The organism is bacterium, assembly GCA_030647555.1.
In the GTDB taxonomy this organism is placed as follows: Bacteria; Patescibacteriota; Andersenbacteria; order UBA10190; family CAIZMI01; genus CAIZMI01.
This window is the reverse complement of record JAUSJG010000004.1, coordinates 1-25,374: the sequence shown is the minus strand read 5'-3', so window position 1 is coordinate 25,374 and position 25,374 is coordinate 1. Positions and strand designations below refer to the sequence as shown.

Annotated in this window: 24 protein-coding genes, 2 tRNA genes and 1 pseudogene; 7 read left to right on the top strand and 20 right to left on the bottom strand. The window is 41.8% G+C overall.

The genetic code is table 11. The features are described from left to right. Window positions 1–37 precede the first annotated feature (37 nt). The 8 genes from Q7S57_00520 to Q7S57_00485 form a co-directional block, all read right to left on the bottom strand. Window positions 38–4,861: an AarF/UbiB family protein gene (locus Q7S57_00520; protein MDO8511731.1), complete on the bottom strand. Its 4,824-nt coding sequence runs from the start codon at window positions 4,859–4,861 to the stop codon at window positions 38–40. 27 nt (window positions 4,862–4,888) lie between these two features. Then, window positions 4,889–6,151, bottom strand: coding sequence for an aminoacetone oxidase family FAD-binding enzyme (locus Q7S57_00515; protein MDO8511730.1), 1,263 nt, complete (start codon window positions 6,149–6,151; stop codon window positions 4,889–4,891). Window positions 6,152–6,294: 143 nt separating this feature from the next. Next, window positions 6,295–6,579 (bottom strand): hypothetical protein, encoded by a 285-nt coding sequence (locus tag Q7S57_00510; GenBank protein ID MDO8511729.1) that lies wholly within the window; start codon window positions 6,577–6,579, stop codon window positions 6,295–6,297. Further along, window positions 6,576–7,031 carry a hypothetical protein gene (locus Q7S57_00505; GenBank protein MDO8511728.1) on the bottom strand — a complete coding sequence of 152 codons (456 nt, stop codon included), beginning with the start codon at window positions 7,029–7,031 and terminating at the stop codon, window positions 6,576–6,578. Before Q7S57_00505 ends, Q7S57_00510 begins: the two co-directional genes overlap by 4 nt. A gap of 43 nt (window positions 7,032–7,074) precedes the next feature. Continuing rightward, a complete protein-coding gene (locus Q7S57_00500; protein MDO8511727.1) occupies window positions 7,075–7,461 on the bottom strand; it encodes a hypothetical protein in 387 nt (128 codons plus the stop codon). A 105-nt stretch (window positions 7,462–7,566) separates the two neighbouring features. Continuing rightward, entirely contained in the window at window positions 7,567–8,574 is a 1,008-nt protein-coding gene (locus Q7S57_00495) for a phosphoribosylaminoimidazolesuccinocarboxamide synthase (GenBank protein MDO8511726.1), read from the bottom strand. A gap of 169 nt (window positions 8,575–8,743) precedes the next feature. Then, window positions 8,744–9,694, bottom strand: a complete 951-nt coding sequence (locus Q7S57_00490; protein ID MDO8511725.1) for a M57 family metalloprotease — start codon at window positions 9,692–9,694, stop codon at window positions 8,744–8,746. 40 nt (window positions 9,695–9,734) lie between these two features. Then, the gene (locus tag Q7S57_00485) at window positions 9,735–10,070 is read right to left on the bottom strand and encodes a hypothetical protein (protein MDO8511724.1); all 336 of its coding nucleotides are present in this window, start codon (window positions 10,068–10,070) and stop codon (window positions 9,735–9,737) included. Between the two features lie 581 nt (window positions 10,071–10,651). On the opposite strand from Q7S57_00485, the gene Q7S57_00480 reads away from it, so the two are divergent. After that, window positions 10,652–10,843 (top strand): hypothetical protein, encoded by a 192-nt coding sequence (locus Q7S57_00480; protein ID MDO8511723.1) that lies wholly within the window; start codon window positions 10,652–10,654, stop codon window positions 10,841–10,843. 55 nt (window positions 10,844–10,898) lie between these two features. Here the strand turns inward: Q7S57_00480 and Q7S57_00475 are convergent, their stop codons facing one another. Beyond that, the gene (locus Q7S57_00475) at window positions 10,899–11,510 is read right to left on the bottom strand and encodes a DUF6498-containing protein (protein ID MDO8511722.1); all 612 of its coding nucleotides are present in this window, start codon (window positions 11,508–11,510) and stop codon (window positions 10,899–10,901) included. A gap of 105 nt (window positions 11,511–11,615) precedes the next feature. Here Q7S57_00475 and Q7S57_00470 point away from each other — a divergent pair, with 105 nt between their 5' ends. Then, on the top strand, window positions 11,616–12,011 hold the full coding sequence (locus Q7S57_00470; GenBank protein ID MDO8511721.1) for a hypothetical protein: 396 nt from the start codon (window positions 11,616–11,618) through the stop codon (window positions 12,009–12,011). Window positions 12,012–12,215: 204 nt separating this feature from the next. Here Q7S57_00470 and Q7S57_00465 read toward each other — a convergent pair whose 3' ends face one another. From Q7S57_00465 to Q7S57_00435, 7 genes are all read right to left on the bottom strand, one after another. Further along, complete coding sequence (locus Q7S57_00465) at window positions 12,216–13,901, bottom strand: FAD-dependent oxidoreductase (GenBank protein ID MDO8511720.1); 1,686 nt, start codon at window positions 13,899–13,901, stop codon at window positions 12,216–12,218. Window positions 13,902–14,110: 209 nt separating this feature from the next. Then, the gene (locus Q7S57_00460) at window positions 14,111–14,251 is read right to left on the bottom strand and encodes a lmo0937 family membrane protein (GenBank protein MDO8511719.1); all 141 of its coding nucleotides are present in this window, start codon (window positions 14,249–14,251) and stop codon (window positions 14,111–14,113) included. A 43-nt stretch (window positions 14,252–14,294) separates the two neighbouring features. Continuing rightward, a complete protein-coding gene (locus Q7S57_00455; protein ID MDO8511718.1) occupies window positions 14,295–14,489 on the bottom strand; it encodes a hypothetical protein in 195 nt (64 codons plus the stop codon). 63 nt (window positions 14,490–14,552) lie between these two features. Continuing rightward, on the bottom strand, window positions 14,553–14,792 hold the full coding sequence (locus Q7S57_00450) for a DUF5665 domain-containing protein (protein MDO8511717.1): 240 nt from the start codon (window positions 14,790–14,792) through the stop codon (window positions 14,553–14,555). A 160-nt stretch (window positions 14,793–14,952) separates the two neighbouring features. After that, the gene (locus Q7S57_00445; protein ID MDO8511716.1) at window positions 14,953–15,246 is read right to left on the bottom strand and encodes a hypothetical protein; all 294 of its coding nucleotides are present in this window, start codon (window positions 15,244–15,246) and stop codon (window positions 14,953–14,955) included. Window positions 15,247–15,431: 185 nt separating this feature from the next. Beyond that, window positions 15,432–15,505: transfer RNA gene (locus tag Q7S57_00440), tRNA-Gln, on the bottom strand. Between the two features lie 144 nt (window positions 15,506–15,649). Next, window positions 15,650–17,491 (bottom strand): DUF4012 domain-containing protein, encoded by a 1,842-nt coding sequence (locus Q7S57_00435; protein MDO8511715.1) that lies wholly within the window; start codon window positions 17,489–17,491, stop codon window positions 15,650–15,652. A 247-nt stretch (window positions 17,492–17,738) separates the two neighbouring features. On the opposite strand from Q7S57_00435, the gene Q7S57_00430 reads away from it, so the two are divergent. Continuing rightward, complete coding sequence (locus tag Q7S57_00430) at window positions 17,739–18,815, top strand: carboxypeptidase-like regulatory domain-containing protein (protein MDO8511714.1); 1,077 nt, start codon at window positions 17,739–17,741, stop codon at window positions 18,813–18,815. Then, complete coding sequence (locus Q7S57_00425) at window positions 18,808–19,356, top strand: carboxypeptidase-like regulatory domain-containing protein (GenBank protein MDO8511713.1); 549 nt, start codon at window positions 18,808–18,810, stop codon at window positions 19,354–19,356. Before Q7S57_00430 ends, Q7S57_00425 begins: the two co-directional genes overlap by 8 nt. A gap of 16 nt (window positions 19,357–19,372) precedes the next feature. Here Q7S57_00425 and Q7S57_00420 read toward each other — a convergent pair whose 3' ends face one another. The 3 genes and pseudogenes from Q7S57_00420 to prfB form a co-directional block, all read right to left on the bottom strand. Further along, window positions 19,373–20,293, bottom strand: a complete 921-nt coding sequence (locus tag Q7S57_00420) for a permease-like cell division protein FtsX (protein MDO8511712.1) — start codon at window positions 20,291–20,293, stop codon at window positions 19,373–19,375. Beyond that, entirely contained in the window at window positions 20,290–20,970 is a 681-nt protein-coding gene (ftsE, locus tag Q7S57_00415; GenBank protein MDO8511711.1) for a cell division ATP-binding protein FtsE, read from the bottom strand. Before ftsE ends, Q7S57_00420 begins: the two co-directional genes overlap by 4 nt. A gap of 210 nt (window positions 20,971–21,180) precedes the next feature. Next, window positions 21,181–22,215: pseudogene (prfB, locus tag Q7S57_00410) on the bottom strand (peptide chain release factor 2). Window positions 22,216–22,373: 158 nt separating this feature from the next. Between prfB and Q7S57_00405 the strand changes: the two are divergent. The 3 genes from Q7S57_00405 to Q7S57_00395 all read left to right on the top strand — a co-directional run bounded on the left by Q7S57_00405 (window position 22,374) and on the right by Q7S57_00395 (window position 24,934). Further along, window positions 22,374–22,739 (top strand): hypothetical protein, encoded by a 366-nt coding sequence (locus Q7S57_00405; GenBank protein MDO8511710.1) that lies wholly within the window; start codon window positions 22,374–22,376, stop codon window positions 22,737–22,739. Window positions 22,740–23,440: 701 nt separating this feature from the next. After that, window positions 23,441–23,514 (top strand) — tRNA-Gly (locus Q7S57_00400). 1,234 nt (window positions 23,515–24,748) lie between these two features. Further along, entirely contained in the window at window positions 24,749–24,934 is a 186-nt protein-coding gene (locus Q7S57_00395) for a hypothetical protein (GenBank protein ID MDO8511709.1), read from the top strand. A gap of 130 nt (window positions 24,935–25,064) precedes the next feature. On the opposite strand, the gene Q7S57_00390 is transcribed toward Q7S57_00395, so the two are convergent. Further along, window positions 25,065–25,374: hypothetical protein (locus tag Q7S57_00390; protein ID MDO8511708.1), on the bottom strand; the 310-nt coding region annotated here is incomplete at its 5' end.

The window sequence follows — 25,374 nt, the reverse complement described above, 5'->3', positions numbered from 1 at the left end:
CGCAATATTCACACTGCAAAATTGGTCGCATTACCACTTAGGGGAATGACCTATTGATTTTGATTAACGCGTCATTACCTCCACGATAAGGTAAAAAATCAGAGAGATTTTGCGTCAATTCGCCCGTTTCCAAAGCGGTCTCTAGTTCCGGGCGAATTCGCTCAAAATATACGCCCTTAAACGGTTCCGGGATACGATCTTCAACGGCATCCAATAACGATTCTTTCAAAACCGGATGAATCCCTGCAAGCAACGCGGATACCACAACGCGCATTAAATCTTCCTTATCAAGCATTTGGGCATATTCGCCATCGGTCAGAAGCCCCTTTGAAACTTCAGCGACAAACGGATCCAAACTTCTTCCCGACGCCGCGTACTCTTCCCTGATAACGCGTTCCTGATCAACCAAATCATTAAAAAATTCCTCAGCGGTTTTTTCTTCCGTTAACGCTCCAATCAGTAGGTTCGCAAACTCCTTCAGTCCCTCATCCGCCCACTCATTGACCGCCATAGACTTAAAATCAAAATGGGAAATCTTATGCAAATCCTCTGACACACGAACATTTCCACCGTGCCTGTCGGGATCAAACTTACCCCTTAATTTATTATTAAGCTCCACAGTCAGAATTGCCTGTGCTATCTTCTTTTTTGCTTGGCGCTCAACATCGGTTGTTTCCGGCAATTCAATATAATGCTGACCCTGCATTTTTTGCATCATAAAATATTTTTTTCCTGCCACAACAACATCCGCCGAATCAAACTCAAATTTTTCTCCATCCATAACAACGGATGTGCCGGCGTAAAGTTGCTTCGCGTTTGAGTATTGCTGCTTGGCTAACCCGCAATCAACCTCAATTACCAATCGATCGTTTGCCTGATCGATCAGTTCACGAACCGTTTGAACCGCGTCACGTGAATCATTCTGAACGCTTAAATTGTCAGCCATTCTCCGCATTGTTTCGAAGCCCGAATGTCCTTTTGCTTCGACATTTGGCCTTAGTAAAGAAAGAACGTAGGAATTTCCATCCGACATATCCAAATCCACCACCACATTAATCGAACCCGAGCCAATCATGTCGCCAATATGCGTTATTGTTGCGGCATTACCTGTTTCATTTAAATAATTTTGTTCCAAATCATCTCTCGTTTCTTCCACCCATTGAGTGATGTCCCACCGCATCGGCTCTCCGGCGCGAAATTTCAGACGCCGCAAGTCAGTCCGAATATCTTCCGGAACCTGCGGATGGCTTTGCGCGGCCTGCCCAAACTTCGTTTCCGCCGGACCCATGTTTTCCAAAAAATACGCGAGTGCTTCCCCCATTCTCACTTCACCTTTTCCACGACGTTCGGCGGCAGACATTATAGCACCTAGACAAAGATGCTGTTGATATTTTGGGAGGGCGTCAATATATGAACGTAAAAATATCCGGGCTTCCTTCTCATTCTTATCTTCCCCCGAAAACACCTTCGAAACGGCGTAATCGAACGTTTCGGCATCTACTGTATCCAACGATTCGTCCGGGGAAATCAACAACTCCCGCGCAAGAATCGCCCGCCCATCGATCGGCGCCGCCCAAAAATTTTCATAAAACTTGCGCAATGATGATTTCGCCAGTTGCTCACGATATTCTTTCTGACCCTGATCTTCCTCTAATGTTGAACTGATCGAGAACGCGCCGCCGGATCCGGCCGACGAAAGACCGGTAAATTCCAACGAATACGCGCAACGATCAACATAGGCATCAACCGACTGTTTTGTTAAAGGAGCGATCAAAAAATCCAGCGTTGCGGTACGATTAGCGGTAGATTTTTTGATCATATTTATCCCTGCGTCAGTAAATATTTGATAATTTATTGTAGAAGTCAGCGATTCGCCGGTTACCTCATAAGCGCGACTTCTCAATTTTCTGCAAAGAACATCCTGTGCCTGAAGAGTACTCGCCAACGTTTGAAGAATTTCCGCGCGATCCAGCTTGTTGGTCTTTAAGTTGTCTGCAAGCATGGTTATGGAATCCACGTACCCACGTTCATTTTCGTCTAATCCATTTAGCTCACGAACACTCTCTGTCCAAACTCCGATCAATTGTTTTCGCATTTGCGGATCCTGAATGTGTCCACCCTCCATAAGCTTGCCGGCTAATGACATTTTACGAACTTCATCTTGGGAACCAAGCGCCTCAATCCTTCCGATTAAACTAGCAAGCATGGCATCCGCGACATCGGGGTAAATAACCTCGGCCCGAGATAGCGTATACCAAAGTGAAATTGCCGAATCTAAGTTCATTTTGGACATTTCTTTGGACGCAAAACGCCCGGATCTTTCCTGCAATTGCTCCTGTAGCGAGATTTGAAAAGTTGAATTTTTTATATATTCAGACGGTACCATTGAAAGAAAATCTGCCGCCTGTCGGACGGTCGGACAATTTTTATCTTGCAACCAACCAAACGATTTATTATAAAGATAAGCTTGTTCCAACCCGAACGCGTCATCTTTCCCCATTTGACCCATTTTTTTTATTAATCCACCCCAGGAACCAACATCATCAACAAATCCGTTTTCCGCAAGAACCGGCCTTATAAAATCACAAAAATATTTGGCCTTTTCATCATCGAGCTCACTGCAGACTACTAGAAAATTTTCATACTCCGTACCCTCAACACCGGTTCTGTTTGTAAAAATATATTTATTAAATAACTCATATTTCTCGGTAGCCGAAAAAATACTGTCGCTCTTGGATATAAAAACAAGGTAAGGATTCGCATTAAGATATTCTCCCTTTTCGTCCATCTCCATTTCATTTTTTGTCGAATAACCAACAACAGGAAAGGAACCGAATGATTGCTGAATCACTCTTTCCCCAACCTCCGACATAAAAAACTCTCGCGCAAGTATTGTGCCGTTTTGCCCCAGATCGTTCAATCGCTTCAGAAAAAAATTAATTGCCGTTCTTTCCTGCCATAAGGCCTCGTTGACACGCAGAAAAAGCGGAAAATTCTTTTCCATGGAATCTAATCCAATCAGTTGTTTTTTGGATACCATCATTTCAACAGCCGAAAGCTTATCCATAAATTCTTGTTGCGCTTCAGGATCATCAGAGGATCGAATAAATTCACCCTCAATCCATTCTTCTAACGCTTTGGTTACATATTTATCCATCAAGGAATCGCTTGACTCACTTCTAATACCAATTGCAAGCCCATCCGCGTCAAACCGGATTGAATTAAGTTTATTGTGACCATCATTTGGACCGGACGATATTTCCGCGATAGAACCGAATTGCCGTTTCGCCCCAAGTCGGCTACCAATTATTCTCAATGCAAGCTCTTCATGTTTCATTGCACCGGCCAGAATAAACGGATCCCTTATCAAACCCAAATACGCGCAAGCTTTTGCCACCTCTTCTTTTTCCCCCGCAATTTTTCTTAACGAGTCCCACTCAACTTGGACTCCCTCTCCTCTTCTGCGGGCACGCGCAATTTTTTCTTCACTTGGAAATGCAAATTGTGGCCAAGCCAATTCTGCCAAAAAAGAACGACCATATGGAGAGTCCAAAAACGGCTCGATTGTGTTTCCGTTTGAATCCTCCAGTAAACCCACAAATTTCCTGGCCGTGGCCAACATATCGGCATTTGAACCATCATTCGTGGCATTTATAAATTCTCTGATTTCACGCGAAATTGTTCTAAATCTTCCTAGTGGAGTTTTTTCAAACTTTTGATTTACAGTACTGCATAACGCCCCGTAAAGACGTTTCATTGATTTAATATCACCACCTTCGCCAATCTTTAATACACGATCCGCAAAGCGACTGATTATCCGCTTGTCCTCCGCAGTTTTTACTTGGGGCCGTAATCTTCGAATTTCCGAAACAACATCACCAACGCGAACATCATATTTATTCGACCCCATTTCACCCAAAATCGAATCAAGAATTTCTGCTTTCTGTAACAAATCGGCTTCCCCATAGCCAGGAAACTTTTCTAGTCGCGATTCAACAAAAGAATGAAATTCCGCGCGTGTTACCGATTGAATAATTCGGCTATCACGACCATACGGTTTAACGGCCGGGACATCGGGCTCCAACGTGCCTCTTTCTTTTTTAAGGTACGCCAATGTATCGGAAACTATCGAATGAATATTATCAGGAGCGGGATGTACATCAAAATAGGAATTCCAATCGAAATTTTTCTTTTGCTCTCTGCAGAGTCTTTCATAGACGCCCACCCCGCCACCTTTTTTACGAAACACGTTTTCCGGATTCAAGCCAATTGATTTTCCGTGGTCCCGCATTAACACAAGAGGCATAGAGTACGCAAAACCTTCTTCCGCTTTGGAGTTGGAGATAGCACCATACACTTCTCGCATTTTCATGTGTGTCAATTCGTGGCCTATAATCGCCGCTAAATCGTCGGGCGATTCAATATACGCTTCGCCATTTTCGTCTTTCTTGGTAAAAAGCGCCTGCGATAAAACAATTATTGGCGGATCACTCTTGTCCACAAACCAAGCGTTTGGCGATTCGTCCTTTGACAGCAAAAAACGCACAGGGTTGTTTTGGAAATCGTGATGTCGATACTCATAATATGGCAAATGTTCCTCACCCGGTACCGGTGTATACAGAGCGATGGCAATTTTTTCCGCCTCTTCTTGAAATATTTTCGCTTCTTGCGATTCAGGATCAACGATTTTCCACGATTCCCTTAATGCCTCCGGTAATAATCCAGACCTCAACTCCTTTTCAATTTTTATGCCCGAATCTTCAACTGGCGCTTCTGTGGTCTTTTTTTCTTGAACACCTGTTTGTTCATGATCCTGAATATTTGCCTCAGCAACGTTTATTTTAATTCCTTCCATTCCCATGCGATAATCATATCACGAACGGAAAAATCACATATTGATTTTCAATATATTGCTTCCCGCCACAAAGCCGGTTGTCCAGCAAAGTTGTAGACTATACCCGCCGGATGGCCGATCAATATTTAACACATCACCGGTGACAAACAAATTTGGGACAATCCTTGACTCCATAGTTTTAAAATCTACTTCTTTTGGATCAACGCCACCTGATGAAACAATCGCTTTGCTTGCCCCAAGCAACCCACTTACGTTAAGTGGAATCGCCTTGGTGAGCGCCACAATTTTTAATCTTTCTTCGTGACTTACGCTGTTATTTACTTTATCACCGCTAATCTTTCCGAGTTCTAGGATGGCAGAAACAAATGAAAGTGGAACCAATTGCGCTAAGGTATTTTTTAGCTGTTTGTTGCTTTCTGTAACTAATAATTCTTGCAGTCTTTTTTTCACTTCCGCGTGGTCTGTGCCCGGAAATAGATCCAACATCACCACAACATCGCCATATTGCAATAACTCGCCAATTCCCTTGCTCATATTTAAAATTGTCGGTCCGCTAATGCCAAAATGCGTAAATAAAAGTTTTCCTTTTTGAGACTTTTGTTTTGTATTGTTTTGAAAAGTGGTCAGTTTAATATCTTCCAGCGTTACGCCGGATATTTTTTTGGCCCAATCGTCTTTTAACGCCACCGGAACAAGCGCCATATTATTGTCGATAATGTTGTGACCAAGTTGTTTTAACCAGCGAAAACCATCCCCCGTCGACCCGGTTTCCTTGTGGCTGACACCCCCGGTCGCGACAACGCACGCTTTCGCGATAATTTCGCTTTCATCTTTCATTTTAATGTGAAAAAGTTTTGTTTCATCATTGATACTAATTTCCGCAACACCCGCGTTAGTGCGCACCAAAACGTTTCCTTCTCGCATATAACGAACCAGTGCTTGCAAAACCGATCGCGAAGAATCGGAGGTAGGAAAAACCCTTCCTTCCGCCTCTTCTTTTGTTTCCACCCCAAGACGGTTAAATAATTCGATCGCGTCCTCCACGCCAAACTGTGCAAAAGCAGAATACAAATATTTTTCACTCCCTTTATATTTTTCGATCATTAATTGCGGGGTTGGTTTATGATTCGTGATATTACAGCGACCACCGCCGGTAAGTAATAATTTTCTGCCGAGAGACAGATTTTTTTCCAACAACAAAACTGAATGGCCGAGCTTTCCCGCCCGCCCGGCTGCCATCATACCAGATGGTCCCCCGCCAATTACGACGACGTCTGGATGTTTATGAGAAGACATTAAAATATATTATACTAATAATGATTCAAACACAATATTCCTCAAATAAGGATTCGTCCCTCCCTCAAAAAATTGCGCGCTCCGTGATTGATAAAATTTTCGTTTCTCAAAATCCACTACGGAATGAGTTAAAAATTCATCTTCTAATTACAAACATTTTTTTGAACTGAATCTATCGCACTTTTTAGTTTTTCATATACGTCCGTGATAATTTTTTCGTTTCTTTTTATTCCTTGAGTAACATTTTGAGGCTTCGCCAAATTCCCCAAACATGTTGATGATAGCGCGTTCATCCTTATTCCCATTTTAACCTGCAAACTTTCCCCGCTCTCGCACATATTACTATCACTCTCTTGGTCAACAGCCTCAAAAAACCCCGTCGACACTATAAATTCCATAATTGATGCGTACATCTGTTTAGATATCACACCTCTTTGGCATCCTGAATCAGATTTCTGCCCCCCCCCGGTATTTCATCAACAAAAAGAAAACTCCCATCGGCCTTAATGTTAATACTGTATTCGTTGCCAAAAGAATAAACCGCCCATTCTATAAAATCATCTTTTAAAATATCTTTACTCGAAGGACACACTGAAAATTCACAGTTTGGGCCAGTGCGACCGACAGCAGAACCATCAGGGCAAACTTTTGCCTCTTGGGTGCACTCTACCGGCTTTTGTTCTTTTGGACTTGCTATTGGTAATGAAGAAACTTTGGGGGTAATAGTTGGCGACACAATAATAGGCGCGCTGGTGTTTGTCACAGATGCTTTAAACTTCACCCCAATATAAAAACCAACAAACGGTAACAAAACAAGCATAGTTAACGCCACAAACTTTGAGAAACGTGTGACTGTTGTGAATTGTTGTTTGATGTCCATGTCTAGTCAATTAGAACATACTTTTTAATAAATTAAAACTGCATCAGATATGATTTTTAACAGCCAGCTTAAGGGTAATTAATCCCGTGACAGCAAGTTGAATCGTCGGCGTTAAACCTGTTTTGATAATAGGAATAATCGGCATCAATGCATTGTATGTCCGCTGGTGGATGTGCATCGCCCAAATTTCAATGACGATGGCGACAAGTAAGCCACCACCAACAATAAATAACGTTTTATTCAATTTGAATATCTCGGCAATGAAAATCAAAAAAAGAATTATTACCGCGTCAACAAGCGCCGCCCGAAATAAAACAAATGAAGTAATCGCTCCACCTTGATAATTAACATACAGCACGCTGTGCGCAATTTCCCAAAACCAATTAAAAAGCAAGGCAAAGCCAAAAATTATAATAGATTTTTTAAACATTCTAATAAATAATTATTTATACAATCACTATACCACTTTAGGGTTTGGTAATTAAAAAACACCGTCGCGCTGGACGGTGGCGGGTCATCAACTGCTACTAAGCGGTTAACGTATTCCCATGTATTTCTGTTGAAATTCTGGGAGTGAGTGTCCACTCAAACGACTCAGAATCGTCTCGTAACGGACACCGGTAAGCTGTAGAATTTCCGCGGGAATCTGAAGTTGGCCAATAAAGGCGTACTGGGCTTCCTTAATCACAGGATCAAGTCCCTCCTGTTCCGGATCCAAGCTGTCCAATTTGCCCCATGGCGTTTCGACCTGCAGACCCCAATTACGAATGAGTTGCTTGTCATAGGATGGAGGAGACTGGCGTAATGCTGAACACGCCTTCCACTCTTCTTCCAAACAGAATCGGCTGGAATCGGGCGTCAGGACTTCATCGACAAGAAGTTTCTTTGACCATTCAAATTTGGTGTCCGCGATAATAATTCCGCGCGTCAATGCGTACTTCGCACCTTGCTTGTACGCTTCAATCGAGCGTCGCGCCAGTTCCGGATCCACATCTCGGACATTAAGCGGGTCATCATGCCCTTCCGCCGCCTTGATTGTCGGCGTGAAAATAGGTTCGGGCAAACGTGCGCCATCAAACAATCCGTCTGGAAGCTTATTTCCACAGACCTCTCCGGCTAGTTGATACTCCTTCCAACCCGATCCGGTGAGATACCCCCGGACAACACATTCAATGAGAATCACTTGTTCCTTCCTCACCACGATTGCCCGTTTCTGCAGACCGATATTATCCCGCAACTTCACGGAATTAAGATACTTGTCGATACTGTTCCCGTAAGCCAGTAAGTGGTGGTCGATGTTTTTCAAAATCTCCGTCAAACACAACACTGTGTACGCCACTAGGAATTCGCCCTTCCTATCCATTGTGAACGGCATAACCAAGTCAAAAATACTGACGCGGTCGGTGGCCACCACCAAAAGCCAATCCGCACCAGGACGCCAGTAAGTATCTCGAACCTTACCACTGTGCACACGGACAAAACCGGCCATAATAAGATCGAAATGAAATTCATGACTCGCCACACGCTCGGGAATCCTCGGCATCGCCCTTCTCCTTTTCAGTTGAAACGAACACGCTCGCCACAATGGCTAGCTACTGACGCACCATAACAAAACTATAAAATAATGCAAATGATTACTTAAACGGCCGGACTTAATATTTTTTTATTTATCTACTCCACAAATACTTCCGTATCACTAACCTTTTCCTTTTCTACTTACCCCCGCACACTTTTACCAGTGCTGCGAGATCTTCTTTTGTTAATTTTTTTTCTATACTCTTGTTGATCAGGTAAAACATAATGGCTTTGGAATTATCAACGTGCGCCAGTCCCAGCGCGTGTCCAAGTTCATGAGCGAGAACTATCTCAAGCTGATTCTTATCGTCAAATTGGAAAATATTAATTGCCGTTCCGCTTGCGTCTTTTACGTATTCACCCTCACCAAATTCCTTGCCGTTTGATGAACCAACGTTGTTGTATGTGTTTACCTGAATATTCAGCGTGGCAGCCAATTTGTTGAGTTCTGTTCTTGTTGAATTAATGTTTTCAACTATTCCATTGAAAGAGTCTTCGGTTTGATTAATTTTTGCAACTTGATTATTCAAAGCAACTCTTCTCTGCTCCAGCGCGTCATGTTCCGCTTTTGGTGCCCCACCTCGACTGTTCCAATAAATAACGTCGCTCTCATAAGCACTTTTGTCTGCGTTATAGGTCGCGATTAAGACTTCCAGTTGCGCTTTTGCTTTGTCGTACGAGACAACAAGTGAATCGTACTTAGTTTTTATTATGTTATATGCAGACTGGTCGTCGCTGATAGATGTTCCTATTTTTCTCAACGAGTCTATGACTCCCTGCCGATTGTCGTAGATGAGATTTATTTTTAAATTTCCCATGGGTGAATATTCAAATAACTGTTTATTGATCGGCGATTCCCATATTTCTTCTGATTGTTTCACAATGTTCAATAATTCCGCTTCCGTTAAACCGAAACGCGGGTCGATGTTTGCGATAGAATATGTGATCGGCTTTTGGCAGGGTGCTTGGTTTAGAAATCCTGTCGGTGGCAAAATACGAACCATATCTCCTCTGTAGCGATAGCTAAAACCCAGAAGCAAAAAAATAACTAGTGTGCCAACAAAAAATTTAATTCGAAAAAATTTCATGTCTTATGTCGGATTCATCCCGTTTTTCCGAAAAATTAGACTAAGCTCTTGAATAATCGTTAACCTGCTTTTTGGTTCTAATATTTCTTAAGCCCATATAAAGCATAAACAAAAGTATAATTTTTACCATGTAAAAACCATTGGGATCCAAAAACATTTTCATGAACGGTGTGTTTTGGCGAAACACAAGATGGAATATCACCGCAATGGGCAAAGTTAGCCAAAGCCACGCAGTTCTGGAAATATTGAGATGAAGTCGAGAAAATAATTTAGTCAGAAGCGGTGCCACAAGAAAAATACCCACATACGCAAGCGCGGTATCAAAAATTGCAAACGGCCCAATTCTAAACTGTCGCAAAAAATCTAGAAAATCCATATTAATATTATCTCATCTCTTTATCCGGCACGCAACCAGAAAATGGCTATTTCGAAAGATGAACAAGAAAATCGATACAAGAATTTTGAATCAGGCTTGATGAGGATTTTGGAATCGTAGGCAACGCACCGACTTCGTTGGCACGAAATTCGGTGGCGGAACCCCAGAAGCAATCCCGCTTTTGCGGGATGCTACGGGGCAAGAAACGAGGACGGACGAAAATTTCCTCGACCCCGGCCTCTCCACTCCGCTCACCCTCCGCATAAAGCTACGGCGTGACGCGGTAAAACTATGATGGGCATGGCGGGGTTTTTGCCTTGCCCTGTTGGGCAAACAAAAACATCGCTCCGGCCATCAAATCCGAGCGAAGTGTTCATGAATTGCTTGTGGCAATTTAGGGACACAAGCTCATCAATAATTTTGTGTCCGCTTTGCGGACAAAACAATGTCGTCACAAGCCACGAAGGTGGCTTGCTTCCCGGATGCACAAAAAATACAGCCACCTAATCGACAAAGTGAATATTGATAAACTGGTGGTTGAAAATCGGTTTACAGAAGATCTGATTCGCTACTGAGGATTCATGGAAAGTGTACTAAAACAAAGCGACAGTTCATTCGAAGCAACGAACGTTGATATTTGCGACTACGCCAAACATATACTCATGACTGGGAAGCGAGAAGATAAACAAGCGATAATGGGCTGCGTTACCACGACACTGTATTTGAAATCAAAGATGATTCGGACAAAGAAATCAAAAACGACTTGGTTTTAACAAAACATTTATTTTGCTCATTTTTCTTCTCATGGACTGAATACGAGCAAGGGCTCTAGAATTTATTTTTCGATTTTTCAAAGATGCTATACCAAATTTCAAATGCCAATTTCATTATAATCAAAACTACTACAGGAAAACCAAAGAAAGAGCCTAAAATAATTACAAGACTCAAAATAATCAACCTATAGTAAGGAAGGCTAAATAATTTTTCTATATCTGCATTTTTGTAATCATTGCCTATAATATAATCAGATACGTAAACTACGGATTGTCCCAGTAAAAGAATAACCAATAGTTGTAATATGTTGGTAAAATTAATTTGTATTTCAAATATTCCTTCACTTACAAAAACATAAGTCAACACAAAAAAAGCGGCAAGAACACAGAAATAAATAGACGTAAGTAGTCCAACAACACCATCAGAGGTTCTTAGTTTTGCTTGATACTCTTTTGATTTGCTTATACTGTCAGATCTATTTTCACTTGAGATTAAGTCATACTTTATCGTCTTTCTCATTTTCAAAACACAGAATACACCAAAAATTATTGCCTCAAAAAAATAAACTACAAAAATATCATCACGATTGTGCCCAAGAAGCAAAATATCATAAATCAAGTAGAAACTTGTAAGAACGATGATAATTATTGGTATCGCTTTTTTCATCTATCAAATTATAGCATTTTTATTTACGGGTTCAATTGTTTCGTAATGCTATACACTTTTTTACACTAATGCTAGTCTAGTAGTATTAATTATATTTAAACTTAAATGCTAAAAATTACTCTAGAAACAACAAAATCATTAAAAGGGTTCTTTTTGATTATTGGTATGTATGAAGTTTATAATATAATAAATTTATTTAAAACTTTTCAAGGTAACTTAATTTTGGGATTAGTTGGAATCATTGGTCTAATTTTTGGAATTCTATATATATATATTGGTATTAAACTAAACGAAATTATGCTAAAATCTGCCAACTTGATAGTTAAGTGTCTTATCGCTCAAATGGTATTTTTTGTTTTAGAAAGTTTGTTCACATTTATTATTAGCGCTCAATTTTCTGTTTTGGTCATTTTATTAATTGATCTATGTATTAATTTTTATTTGATATTGAACATAAAACGACTGACTAAGGAGCAACCAGACGTAAACGTAACAATGTAAGGCAAAATTTATACAAATATGGATTAAAATAAGGGCGCAATGCTCTTATTTTAATTTTTCTAGCGATAGGTAATGGTCGCGTTTAGAACCTGTTTTAAGTGCTCCACATCGTGAACGACGTTAGAACTGTTTTTCAGAGACAGAACGAGTTTATTTATATTCCAAACTTTAACCCGCAGGAGTTAAGAGGAAGTGAGAACCTGGTTATCTTCTCAAATTCACAAAAATCAAAGCAACAACGATAATAATCAAAAAACACCCAAGAACATTCAGTATATGAGGTCCTTTAACAGCAAATAAAACATCGTCAAGAGCACTGATCATACGCAACCATATCGGTTTATATTGAGGTACAACTTTCACATCAGGAATAATTACTTGAGCCGCACGCCGACCGCTTTCTACGGCAGCTTCAATACTCCACACATCAACCTGTGTTTTAGTGTGTGCGCCCGCTAACACAAGATTTAAAACAGGCGTTGCTTGGGTAGGTAAATATTGTTGTGTATTTGTTGTATTTACCCATTTCGGCTGAGGAGATGTAATCCCCTGGGAAGAAAATAACCATTCATGCCAAACTTCTATTTTTACAATGGGAAAATCCTTTAACTCTCTACCGCGATTATGTTTTTGAATTAATGTGTTTATCCCTTCACAACGAAATAATTGCTCTTTTACTTCTTCAATAAATTGCTCCTTCGTACATTTAGAAAGTGGCAGACCAAAGAGTGGACCCGGAACAGAGCTTACACAAGCCGTAACCGTCCACAAAGACTTAATACTATTACCCAAAGACACTTGGGAGTCCCAAGCCTGTTCCTCTGCGAACAGCGTCAAATTAAATTCAGAATCGGCGACTATAACTGCCATCCGCTCTTTGGGCCATGCTATTTTCTCCGAGAAGGCGATGCGCAAAGATACTTGAATATGTGGACCATCTTGCACAAGCGGACGAAGTAGACGTAACTGATCCTGCTTTTCAAGATCAGGTGTACGTTCCAAAATATCTGCAGCGGCGAACGGATTTGTTGCTAGAACATACACATCGGATCGCACAACATCTCCGGATTCTAAATGTGCAACTAGTATTTTTTCCCCATCAAAATCTAATTTTTCTAACGCCTTTTCCCAAAAAAATTCAACACCATTTGTTTTAAGATATGCAACCCATCTATCAAACCAATATTCACTGCTTGGTCCACGCAGAAGAAGCCATCCATCCCGTGATCCATGCCACCACGCCGGGCCTTGCTCATCAGCTTTATGAAAATGGGATGGTTTCATTATTAATTGTTTACGAAAAAATTGCCCAGCCGTATGGAGAGATACATTTTTCCAATCAGAACCAACCCAAGGACCAAAAGAAGATCTCCAGGCCTTCCAAGCGCGATCACGTAACAAAGGTCTCCATGCTTGAGCCGCATTACATGTAGCGTACTGCTCAACAGTTCTACGATTAGCTGTCCAAGTTTTCATCATCAACCAACCTCCCAGAACAACATCTAGCCATGACATACGAAACATATTCTTCACATTCAAAAAAAGCGTATCATCAAATGCCGCTTTTCCTTTATCTGAAACTAATCCAAAAGCAATCGGTCGAGATAATGCCTTGTCATACATGCTCCCCGTCTCGTCAAACGGAATCTGTTTCATGAGATCAAATACATTGTGATACCAAGGCCCAATGCCATGCCATGAGTACTCGGAAGGCATATGATCATCTGTGGGCATCCGAGCACTGCGAAAAAATCCACCTGCATCTGGATTTACTTCATACACAGATACCTTATATCCCCTTCGAGCAAACTCATGGGCTGTACTTAAACCTGCAATACCGGCCCCAAAGACTGCGACTGTCCTATGCGACGTGTGTTGATCAGCGTTCATCCTTAGGCGACTGACGTAAATAACCTGTCCATATTCTGTTCAATACGCTCTGAATACGAATACTGCGACCGAACGAAATCTTGAAGCGTACTGTAAGTACGTTGAGGGATTTCGTGACCGAGTAGTGTTTGTAGTCAGAGATGTAGTGGACATAAGATGGATAGGTTATTTACGTCAGTCGCCTTAGGGCTTGGTAATTAATAAACGCTTCAAGATTTTCCTCTAATAAATCGCAATAAGAATACAATTATCGCTATGACGAGCAAGATATGAATAAGTCCTCCGCCTATCTGAAGCGCAAATCCACCAAGCCACATGACTATTAACACAATTGCAATGATTTCAATAATTCCCATATTTTTCACCTCCTTTAGCACATACGTTCATCGTATGTTATTTAGTTTGATTAACGTTTACATCAATTTTACTTGGTACATTAATCTGCGGAGTTCCCTTTTGTCTTACCGCAGGAAGCCCATACACGTATCCGAGATATCCTAGAACAATCAGGACGATAATCCCGATAATTATACCGATGGGTCCACCTGAATTATCATTAGCTGGTGGATTATTTATGATAGTCGCCATATTTTCTCACCTCCTTTTTAAACTAAATCTTATCTTAATTGTTACATAACAGTAACACGATTTTCACTTTATGCCCGACAAGTTTCCAACCAAGAATTTAAAGAGTTGTCCCAGTATTGGCATATTGGTTAGCTGTCCTAATAGTAATATGACTAAAGCCACCAACAAGCCGGCACCAATGGCTGTACCAAAACCGCTCACTATTCCGTGGATAAATGAACTACGCCAGTTAAAATTAGCACTTAGTTTTTTTATTTCCTGTGTCAGGTTCTCTATCTCCGTTTTGTCTTGCATGGGTACCATTAGTCTACCATTTACTACTCTTTTAGAAAATTCAAGTGACGTTTTTAGGCCAAATCCAACACAAAACACCTGATAAACAAGTGAAACACAGGATTACTTTTTACTAGATTGCCCCGAAATGTTGAACGATAACGGTTTTGTATTCGCTCCGAACTAAATGCTATATGGAGCGTAGCCCCGCACGGACTTCTAGTGTTGTAATTCGAACCTCGTGATCGTTTTTCTTTTCATCAAGCAATGATATGTGATCTGAATTTGCACCGCGCAGTGATGATTCAATTTTTTCCACAGAAACGTCAAAGTGCTGGAAAATTCTTTCTTCCATATCCCTTAACTCAACCTTCGTTGCCATTTCGCTTCTAATAGAATTGAGTTCCTGATTTATCGCAATAAAATATTTCTGATTATCATCTGCCTTTACAGCATCTTGCTTTGTTTTACTTTTTGGTTTCATCGTGATCATATTTTATCTGATTCCAAAAAACTATACAAATCAGCGATATTTCAAACTATTTGATCGCGTAAAGGACGTAAAAGCGCATCGCGCTCACGTCCCTACGCGGCTCACGTAAAGTAAACCACGTAGCAGTCTGCGTGGCGGCCTGCCACGTGGAAAATTGCTTTGCAATTTTCTTTACGTGGCTCCGGGACTTGGACTCGAACCAAGATTACGAGATTCAGAGTCTCGTGTCCTGCCATTAGACGATCCCGGAAAATGTTTATTGAAACTACTCTTTTTTGGATTTTACGTCCAGACATGGCAAACTTTCTCACAAAACCCACCCTCGCCCTTTGCTCATCAGAGTAACACCGCCGAAGCGTGTGCAACCTGAATAAGGGAGGGAAACGTTACTGCCCTATTTTTTAATTTCGATTTGCATATCCTTTGTTAATATCCCCTTCCATGTGACCGTGCTTTGGTTTTTTGTAAATTCGGTTGTTCCGTCGGATGTCGTAATTACCGGATTTTTCCAACTATCGGGAATATTTATTTTCACCTCAAACGGCATTTCTACGCCACCTTGCTTGCGCAGAGTTAACGAATAATTTCCAGCTTTAATTTGCTTGGCAACGCTCTCGGCCAACGCGTATGTAATCGCGACGTCTTTTTTTGTTCCCGTGGCAACACTGAAATAGTTACCGTAAACCTGTCGCCCTGCCTCTATTATATTTTCATCTTCGACCAAGTTAAAATTATCAAAAGCACCAAGCTTGCTTCCAAGAGGTAAAAAGAAACGGAGATATCCATAATATCCACTGGCACGAAAATCATCAACACCCGCGGTGTAATCTTGCGTAATTGTAGCCGAAGTTGCCGGATAAATTTCTTGAGCATAAACGCGCATCGCAAGCGAGCGTTTCATTCGTCCATCGGCCTTACCGCTTCCCAAGTTAGCCCCCAGCGCGTAAAACTCGTCACCGGCCGGCACAGTGATTTCGTTTTGAATGCCATTGTTTTTTAACGCATCATTTACAATTTCATCCTTTGTATAAAATAAAAGATCGCGTGATTGAAAACGTTTTTTCGCGTTCACTAAAATTTCTTTAAGTTGCGTAGGCTTTGAAGACTTAATATTTTTCAGCAATTCGTCGACCAGGGGGCCCAAAACCTTATATTTACTAACATCATAAAGACCATGCTGTACATCAAGGTTGTAATCCAAGGAAGCGACTATGTCATCCGCGCGAAATTCTTCATTTGTTCCAGGCAATCGAAGCGGTTCGTATCGCCGTACAACATCTTCCAATATCTTCGTACTCATTACTATTATCCCATCGACAAGCGGTTTTTGGGCATTCCAAGAACGAAAAATTTTGTCCAACCATTCGTTGGGATCTCCCAACCAATTGGCATCGTAAATATATAAATTCTTCTGGTGTCGCATTGTTTGCTGAATTGGGTCGGGATTAAGTTCAATCGGCGTAGTATAAAAAAGTTTCAAATTTTGAACATGGTCGATGAAAAGATTGGATGTTTGTCCGTCTTTTAGAGTGATTAAACCATAAGTTGAAATCAAGCCACCACCAGGACGAAGCTCATCACTGTTTTCAAACATTAATAAGTATTTTTTTTCACCGCGTAAACCCAAAAGAGTAGCCGTACCATCTTCTGTGGTTATAATCAATCTTTCCACCTGTTGAGCTATTTTTGAATAACCCGTAATTTGTTCGTGTAGGGATCTGATTTGCCGAAAACTGCTACTCGCGACTTTATTAACAATAATTTTATCCCCGCGCTCCAACAATTTTTGCATATCCGATTTATTGTTTACAAGAGCGGTATCAATTTTTTTCAACGCTTCCGCGCTCGTCACATCCATATTTGGCGATATAACATCCACCCCCGATTCATTAATAATTTTGATTGCCAGACTGGCTGAATCCAGCAAATAGTTTGTTTGCAAGATTACATCTTTTGCCGTATTCATTTCCCTTTTTACCCTTGGAACAAAAGCAAAATAGCGAAAAATGTTTAAATCCTCATCAACCTTGGTGACGGCTTCCCTTGTTGTGATAATTGCTATTTTGACACGCTTTGTATCTTTAGAATTAATAGCGGACAGAAGTTCACTCTTTGCACTAACTGCTCCCTGTACATCTCCATACACGGCGCGTAATTTTAGTACAAAAAAACCAACCATCAATATTAATAGGAATCCCAACAACACTAATATGATAGTTTTTTTATTTAATTTCATTAGGGCTTGGTAATTAATAAACGCTTTAATATTATGTTCAATGCGCTTCAAAGACGACTGTCTTTGATTGAACAAAATTTTGAGACGTACTTAACGTACGTTGAAAAATTTTTGATTGAGAAGCAGTTGTATTTGGAGATGGATTGAACATAAGATGAAGCGTTTATTAATTACCAAGTCCTAAGTACTCAAAAGTTACGTTTGTATTAATTTGGACGCTTTACAGTAAGTTTAGTACAATAATATCATGAAAATAGGTAAAATAGGGTTTGGAATACTGATATCAACTGCTATTTTAATCGCGCCACAAGCAAGAGCTACCACCTGGATGGATGCTTTTTCGGCAATAAAAATCCTCGAAAAATCCGAAACAGAGCCCATTGGCAATATAAACTCCAATTACGGCCAAATATTAAATATGCGAATTGAGCTTAATGAATCAATTTATCATGAGTTTTTTAAGAGTGGGTTACGAACACAAATTATTACCACATCAAAAGACAAAACTATCGATCCCACGATTATCCAACACATCAACCCCATCGATCAAACGCATCTTCAAGAATTTGACGTCAAAATTCCTCTGGATTTTGAAAAAGAAGGGCGCGCTGGGGGCACCAATATTTGTTCATCTTTTATCATTCGAACAACCTTTGAGGCAAATAGCGTCGGGTATGATGTTACGGGTAAATATGAAAAAGAGAGAAAGGTTGTAGTTTGCCGGGACATTTTAGCCACCCCCACCCCTTCTCCTTCTCCTGTGGTTGAACCACTATCTACACTTACTCCAAGTGCAACAGCCGAGCCGTCCCCGGAGCCATCCGGTTCTCCCACAACTTCAACCACAACCTCTTTTAATACGGATGATGATTTTAACAGTTCCGGTTCCGGCGCCATCGCGGCTTGTAGCAAAACTATTCTGGGTAAGGGAATAAAGGCGATTGTAATGGCGATCCCTGTTGTTGGTATGATACCGATTGCCTTTTCATTATTTAGTATTTCTTCGGCCATTTTTGTAACAGACCGTCGGCGTCCCGAGCACTGGGTAAAAGTCATCGACGCCGTAACAGGCAAACCTGTTGGCGGAGCTATTATCAATATTTTTTCACCCGACGGAAAAGTTCGTGCCACATGGATAAGTGATTCTAAAACGGGAAATGCCGGTGATTTATTGCAACAAGGTGAATACAAGTTCGTGGTTCAAAAACCGGGCTATATTTTCCCTTCCGTTGAAGAACCAATGTTTGCAATGCAATCCGGTGAATTTATATATCGTTCCGGATTAATTAACTTTAAACGCTCTAATATGAATCTCAATGGTTGATCAACCAATCAAAAACGAGACTGAAAGTAAGGTTTTGCCACGTATGTTTGTTCTCATGGATCGTGAAAACAAAAGAACACCATTCCAGCATTTTATAATACACTCGTATTCCAAATTCATAGAATGGCTTGATATAAACAGCTTTCCTTTTTTGATTCTGGGTGTGTTCCTTAATACATATTTTTTGGTTAATGAACCCTCGACACTCAACATTATTTTTGAATGTCTTTATGTTATCGTTTTTGGTTACAAAACAATTCAAATGTTGAGACGTCGAAAACAAACAGGCACTGTTGTTGACGCTTCTACCGGTCAACCTTTAGACATAGCAACGATTCGCGTCGCTTCCGGAGACAGATTTGTCCAGGTACGTATTACCGACAATTCCGGTTTATTCTTTATTCTTTTACAACCGGGAAATTATACCGTATTTTGTTCCAGAAGAGGCTACGAAACAACCAGTAAAAAAATCTTCGTGCCAAAAGCGAAGAAAGTTAAGGTCGTAAAATTAGATTTCTCGTTGCGGAAAGCAACGATATAAAATCTCGATATATTTTTTACTGCGCCTTCAGATAGCGTTGGACAGCAATGATACTACTGATCGCGCCAAGCAAAATTCCCGCGCTACCCACCAATGCGATCACCATCACAAAATTATCGTTCGCCCACTGATAGATACTGAATTGATTATCCACAAAAAACGCGCCTACACCGGGCGAGACTATCCGTAGAAATGGGTAAAGCAGAAGAATAGTAAAAAAGGAAGCCACAAACCCGGAAATTATCCCTTCAATTACGAACGGCCCCTTAATAAACCATGGTGAGGCCCCAACCAACGTCATAATTTCAATTTCCCGATGGTAACCGTAAATAGCCAAACGAATCGTGTTGAATGTGACAAGCACCGCGATTACCGCCAACGCGAGAGTGATAGCCATCCCAACCTTTCGCGCCGTTTTAATTACAGCCGACAATCGCGTAATAATTTCACTATTGTCTTCATAGGTAACCCGCGCAATCAAGCGTTGATATTTGGGACTTTTTAGAGATTCATTAATCGCGTTATAGGCTTCAATATTTTCCGCCTTCACCACCAGTGCCGCCTGCATTGGATTACTACCAAGCTCCGTTAAAGCTTGAGCAATACGCGGATTATTTTTATGCTTTTCTTGAAAAGCGGAAAGCGATTTTTCTTTTGACACATATACAACCTCGGAAACCTGCTTTAAACCCTCGATATCGTTTTTCACGGCCATAATTGCCGCTTCCGCCGAATCTTCCGCCATAAATACGGTTATATCCACCTTAGACTCAATCCCACTAAGAATGTTTTGTCCAAGAACAGACACAACCATTATTAACGCGAGCATCGCCAATGTGAGAACCATTACCCCCGTTGCCGCCAACGACAACCAGATATTGCGCCAAAAATGGGTTGCGCCGGATTTAATTGCCCGACCCAGTGCTTGCATTTTCATAGTGCGTATCTCCCTGTTTTTTGATCACGAACAACTTTTCCCTTATCTAATGTCACGACGCGTTTTTTCACGGCGTTAACAATCGCTTCATCATGTGAAGCGAGCAAGATCGTCGTGCCCAATTTATTAATTTTAAGAAGCAACTGAATAATATCCCACGCGTGTAATGCGTCGAGATTACCTGTCGGTTCGTCAGCTAAAATAATCTGTGGCTTGAAAGCCAATGCTCGCGCGAGAGCAACACGTTGCTGTTCACCACCGGACATTTGCCAAGGATAGTTTTCAGTTTTATCGGAAAGGTTCACAAGTTTTAATAATTGGGGAACCGTTCTTTTTATATCTCGTGTATCTTCACCGGTGACTTCCATCGCAAAAGCGACATTCTCAAAAGCCGTCTTATCGGTAATCAGTTTGAAATCCTGAAACACAACGCCAATCTGACGGCGTAGGTGCGGAATTTGCCAAGGTTTTATAGATGTAATATCCCAACCATCGATAATCACCGAACCATTCGTGGGAAATTCCTCGGCAAACAATAAGCGCAGTAACGTACTTTTTCCCGCACCACTCTGTCCTACAATTGAAACGAATTCACCGGTTTGTATTTCGAGGTTTATGTCGTCCAACGCGGAGGTTCCCTTAGTATAATTTTTGCTGACGTTTTGGAAGAGAATCACGGGGGAATTATAGCACAAACGTCGATGAAAGATAATTCAACAGATATTTCTAACCCAACTGGAAAATCAGCTTTGGCTAATTTTCAATTCTCAATGATCAATGTTCAATTAATTATCAAATACTCTAATTATCAAACGCTGCGGATTTTTGATAATTGATAATTTAAAAATTGAACATTAATTGATAATTGGCCATTGAAAATTGATAATTTATTTATCTTTCCCCCGCGTCACCATTGCGGTAATAAATTCATCCAATCCCCCATCCAAAACTCCCTCTGCATCCGATGTTTCCACTTCTGTCCGATGGTCTTTCACCATTTTATACGGATGCAAAACATACGAACGAATTTGGTTGCCCCATTCAGCGGATTTAACCTCACCCCGCACATCGGCGATGCTTTGAGCGTGTTGTTGTTCTCTCAAATGTTCCAGTTTACTGGCCAACATTGTCATCACGCGTTCGCGATTTTGCGCCTGACTGCGTTCGGTTGAACAAGCGATTGTAATGCCTGTCGGAACATGTTTAATCCGAACTGCCGTGGAAACTTTATTGACGTTCTGTCCACCTTTTCCACCACTGCGAAAAGCTTCAAAATCCAAATCTTCCGGCCGAATAATCACTTCTTCCTTCCCCACTTCCGGGATTACATCCAATAACGCAAACGATGTTTGGCGTAAATTATCGGCATTAAACGGTGATTGTCTAACGAGCCGATGCACACCCGCCTCGTGTTTTATTTTTCCATAAACATAGTCCCCTTCCATCCGAATTGTAATGTGTTTATAACCTGTCTCTTGGCCACGATTTTCGTCCAATACTTGCGTATTCCAGCCTTGTGCTTCAGCATATCGCAAATACATTCGTGAAAGCATGGCAGTCCAATCCTGCGCTTCCGTACCCCCCGCACCGGCGGATAGCGTGATGATTGCCGCCGAATTATCGTGTTTATCGGAAAAGTAGGTTAACAATTCCAAACTGGAAAGTTCCTTTGTGATTTTTCGAAATGTCGCTTCAATTTCTTTTTTCGATGCTTCGTCTTCTTCCGCAATAATTGATAATAATTCTGTCGCATCCGCGATTTCCTTTTTTAGCGCGTCTAATTTTCCCGCTTCTTTTTGCAAAGCGGATTGTTCGCGTTGTAACAGTGTGGCCTGTTTTTGATCGTTCCACAGAGCCGGATCTTCCAGTTTCTTGCCTATTTCCACTAACCGGATACGCTTTTTACCTAACTCAAAGCCGGTCTGAAACTGTTTGCAGTCTCAGCACTAATTCTTGGGCTTCTTTGGAGGTCATGGGGTCAAATGTATCAGAAATGATCATGCTTGACAATTTTCCGTATTAAGAGTATAATTCTATGTTCTTCTGTCGCCCCCGATACACATTTAGCAGGAGTCCAGCAATGAAAGAAAGTTTTTTGAAACAGCGTCTGGGAATTTTTGGAGTAACTGTCGTCTTTTCGGCGGTTGCCTGTATTTCGTCCCCAGTGGGCTGGTTACTGAATTTTCCTCGCACTATTTCAATCCGTCGCAAGCAAAAACGCGCTCTGGTGGGATTGGGCAGTGAGCAACAGAAACTTCTTCACAGGCTTTGGAAAGAAGAAGAGCTGTGCCGTCGCTATCAAGAGGCTTACAGTGACGGGTATTTCAATCTTAGCAAAACACTCGACATCGCCGTTCGTCGCGCGGATGAAACGGTGCGAGAATGCCACGAAGACAAGATCGAAGAGTGGCGCATCGATGCGTTCCGCATCATCACCTACGATTGACCGCCGTCATCCCGCCCAATCCGTGTCCCGCCGACACGGATTTTTTCTTGTTAAATGGTTTCGCTTCGCAATGGATAAAGGAGGTCGCTCCGAGACTCCGCGCCTCTTGGCGCGAGATCTCTTGGCTCTGCCACTCGGTTTATTGAGAATAAACCTCACGCCAGAGTTCATTGATTCTTGTGCCCCGCCAAGGGCGGGGTGTACATTTGATTAGTTTTGCTTCGCAGACACGAAAGGTAGCTCCGAAAAATTCGTCAGCAGACGTATTTTTCGAAGTTCTTTGACTCTTGTGTAAAACAGCTTAGATGGTAACTGAGGTGCTCCGAAACTCGATTCGCTCCGGCAAACCGAGTTTCGGAGTTCTTCGATTCTTGTGCAATACAACCAAACAGGATGTTTGGTTGTATTGTGTACATTTGATTGTTTCGCAAAGCGAAACTAATCTTGAGAGCCGAAGAAGGGAATCGAACCCGTATCTCTGCTTTACGAAAGCATTGCTCTGCCATTGAGCTACTCCGGCAAGACTAGGAGATCGGATGTCAGAAATCGGAAATCAGAACCTACTCCTCAACAGACAAATCTAAGCAAAAAAAGTCACTTTTGACAAGTAATCAACTTATTTTTCTGTGCAATTTTGCATTCCGATTGCAAAATTGCACAATGTATGAGACAAAACAAATATAAATAGTTTAAAAATCTATGCGGGTATGGTTCAGTGGTAGAACGCGGCCTTCCCAAGGCTGAGATACGAGTCCGATTCTCGTTACCCGCTCCAGAATCTGACTTTCCGTTTTTTGACCGCTTTTTTCATTGGCGACGTCCAACGCCGACCACGGCTCGACGGACGCGTTTTGTGGGGGGAAACTGTCGCCGACTGGCGGACGCGGACGCATTTCGCGGTTCGCCAAGACGAGGTTCGAGCCAAAGATTTCTTTGGCTGCAACCTTTTTCGCAAAAAGGTCGCTCTCCCGCGCGATTTTAGACACGTTTTCCGCCTCTTTTAGCCATTTTGCCATCGGTTCGAGCCAGCCCGTCCGCTTTTGTTCAATCCGCACCGTTTGCTCCTCCAGCGACTTCTTTTCAGATAGTAGTTTTGCTTTTTCGGTACGATAGATTTCTCGTTCAATATCCTGCTCCAAATACCCGTCAAGAAGTCGCTGGAGTTTCGTTTGGATGACGCGAATTCGGTTTTGGTTTTCCTGAACAAAAGCGGTGGATGATTGTGTGACTTCCAATTTTTCTTTTTCCAACATTGCACGCATTTTTTCCGCCCAGTCTTTACTCAAAGAATATTTTTGCAGCAAAGAGGAAATTTGCTTGTCCAGTTCCTCTTGGCGAATACAGGGCTCGGGACATTTGATAGTTTTAGATTTTTTAGAGCAATGATAATAAGTATAGTTATGCACATTCCCATTTTTCTGTTTTTTAACCTTGTATTCGCCGGTGATCATCATTCCGCATGAGGCGCAGGAAAGCAGTCCACAATATGCTTGTGGTTCATTTTTCTGCTTGTGGTGCGGTCTGCCTCGTTGTTTCAGTATTTCCTGCGTCTGATCAAAAATTTTCTTTGAAACGATTGGCGAGTGCTTGCCTTCGTGAATCTCTCCGGCATAGCGAAAATGTCCGTAGTAAAACGGATTGGAAAGAATAAACGTAACTCTGTTGCGGTGGAGATGTTTTCCATTCCTTGATGTGATCCCGGATTGCGCCAAAAAGTTTGAGATATCCTCTAACCTGCTTTCGTTCTTGGCATACAGCTCAAACGCCCTGCGAATAAGCGAAGCGCGTTTTTTATCCACCACCACCGTTTTTGTCCGCGAATCATTGAGATAGCCAACAGGGGCAAGCGAGGGATATTCACCACGCCTTACTTTTTGGCGCAAGCCCCGTTTTGTATTTTCAGAAAGCGCGTCCACATAGTATTTACTTTGTCCGAAAGCGATAGAGAGCATAAACTTTCCTTGCGGTGTTGGCTCAAACCAAAACTGCGCGAATTTCAAGGCTGTAATATGTCCGCAATCAACGAGATAGATTATTTTCCCGCCATCCACGGAATTACGCGCCAATCTATCGGGGTGCCACGCCAAAACTCCGCTTGCTTCACCTTTCTCGATACGTTCCAGCATTTTCCCGAAGATCGGTCTGCCCGGAATTTTGGCAGACTGTTTTTCGATAAACTCCTCAACGATATTTAATCCAGATTGAACAGCATACGCGCGTAATTCCGCGATCTGCGCTTCAATAGATAAAACCTGTTTATCTTCCACATCCGTTGACTTGCGGGCATAGAGAAAGAATTTGTTGTTGTTTATGTTCATAAAATTATTAGACAAAATAAGCGCGCGGGAGACGAACCTCGTCTTGGCGAACCGCGAAATGCGTCCGCGTCCGCCAGTCGGCGACAGTTTCCCCCCACAAAACGCGTCCGTCGAGCCGTGGTCGGCGTTGGACGTCGCCAATGAAAAAAGCGGTAAAAAAACGGAAAGTCACATCTTGGAGCGTCTTTTTGAAACGGCTCGAACCCATTTTATGCGAAACGGCTGAACGTAACCGAATAATGGAGGCCAGCCCCGCCACCGCGCGCCCTGCGCGCAACACCGCAGAAAAACTTTCTTTTCGCGCCGGATTTAGAATA

Excerpts from the sequence above, each read along its gene's own strand:
- Q7S57_00520 (MDO8511731.1), bottom strand. The coding sequence starts at position 4,861 with ATGGGAATGGAAGGAATTAAAATAAACGTTGCTGAGGCAAATATTCAG.
- Q7S57_00515 (MDO8511730.1), bottom strand. The coding sequence starts at position 6,151 with ATGTCTTCTCATAAACATCCAGACGTCGTCGTAATTGGCGGGGGACCA.
- Q7S57_00505 (MDO8511728.1), bottom strand. The coding sequence starts at position 7,031 with ATGGACATCAAACAACAATTCACAACAGTCACACGTTTCTCAAAGTTT.
- Q7S57_00500 (MDO8511727.1), bottom strand. The coding sequence starts at position 7,461 with ATGTTTAAAAAATCTATTATAATTTTTGGCTTTGCCTTGCTTTTTAAT.
- Q7S57_00495 (MDO8511726.1), bottom strand. The coding sequence starts at position 8,574 with ATGCCGAGGATTCCCGAGCGTGTGGCGAGTCATGAATTTCATTTCGAT.
- Q7S57_00490 (MDO8511725.1), bottom strand. The coding sequence starts at position 9,694 with ATGAAATTTTTTCGAATTAAATTTTTTGTTGGCACACTAGTTATTTTT.
- Q7S57_00485 (MDO8511724.1), bottom strand. The coding sequence starts at position 10,070 with ATGGATTTTCTAGATTTTTTGCGACAGTTTAGAATTGGGCCGTTTGCA.
- Q7S57_00480 (MDO8511723.1), top strand. The coding sequence starts at position 10,652 with ATGGAAAGTGTACTAAAACAAAGCGACAGTTCATTCGAAGCAACGAAC.
- Q7S57_00475 (MDO8511722.1), bottom strand. The coding sequence starts at position 11,510 with ATGAAAAAAGCGATACCAATAATTATCATCGTTCTTACAAGTTTCTAC.
- Q7S57_00470 (MDO8511721.1), top strand. The coding sequence starts at position 11,616 with ATGCTAAAAATTACTCTAGAAACAACAAAATCATTAAAAGGGTTCTTT.
- Q7S57_00465 (MDO8511720.1), bottom strand. The coding sequence starts at position 13,901 with ATGAACGCTGATCAACACACGTCGCATAGGACAGTCGCAGTCTTTGGG.
- Q7S57_00455 (MDO8511718.1), bottom strand. The coding sequence starts at position 14,489 with ATGGCGACTATCATAAATAATCCACCAGCTAATGATAATTCAGGTGGA.
- Q7S57_00450 (MDO8511717.1), bottom strand. The coding sequence starts at position 14,792 with ATGGTACCCATGCAAGACAAAACGGAGATAGAGAACCTGACACAGGAA.
- Q7S57_00445 (MDO8511716.1), bottom strand. The coding sequence starts at position 15,246 with ATGAAACCAAAAAGTAAAACAAAGCAAGATGCTGTAAAGGCAGATGAT.
- Q7S57_00435 (MDO8511715.1), bottom strand. The coding sequence starts at position 17,491 with ATGAAATTAAATAAAAAAACTATCATATTAGTGTTGTTGGGATTCCTA.
- Q7S57_00430 (MDO8511714.1), top strand. The coding sequence starts at position 17,739 with ATGAAAATAGGTAAAATAGGGTTTGGAATACTGATATCAACTGCTATT.
- Q7S57_00425 (MDO8511713.1), top strand. The coding sequence starts at position 18,808 with ATGGTTGATCAACCAATCAAAAACGAGACTGAAAGTAAGGTTTTGCCA.
- Q7S57_00420 (MDO8511712.1), bottom strand. The coding sequence starts at position 20,293 with ATGAAAATGCAAGCACTGGGTCGGGCAATTAAATCCGGCGCAACCCAT.
- Q7S57_00405 (MDO8511710.1), top strand. The coding sequence starts at position 22,374 with ATGAAAGAAAGTTTTTTGAAACAGCGTCTGGGAATTTTTGGAGTAACT.
- Q7S57_00395 (MDO8511709.1), top strand. The coding sequence starts at position 24,749 with ATGTCCGCAATCAACGAGATAGATTATTTTCCCGCCATCCACGGAATT.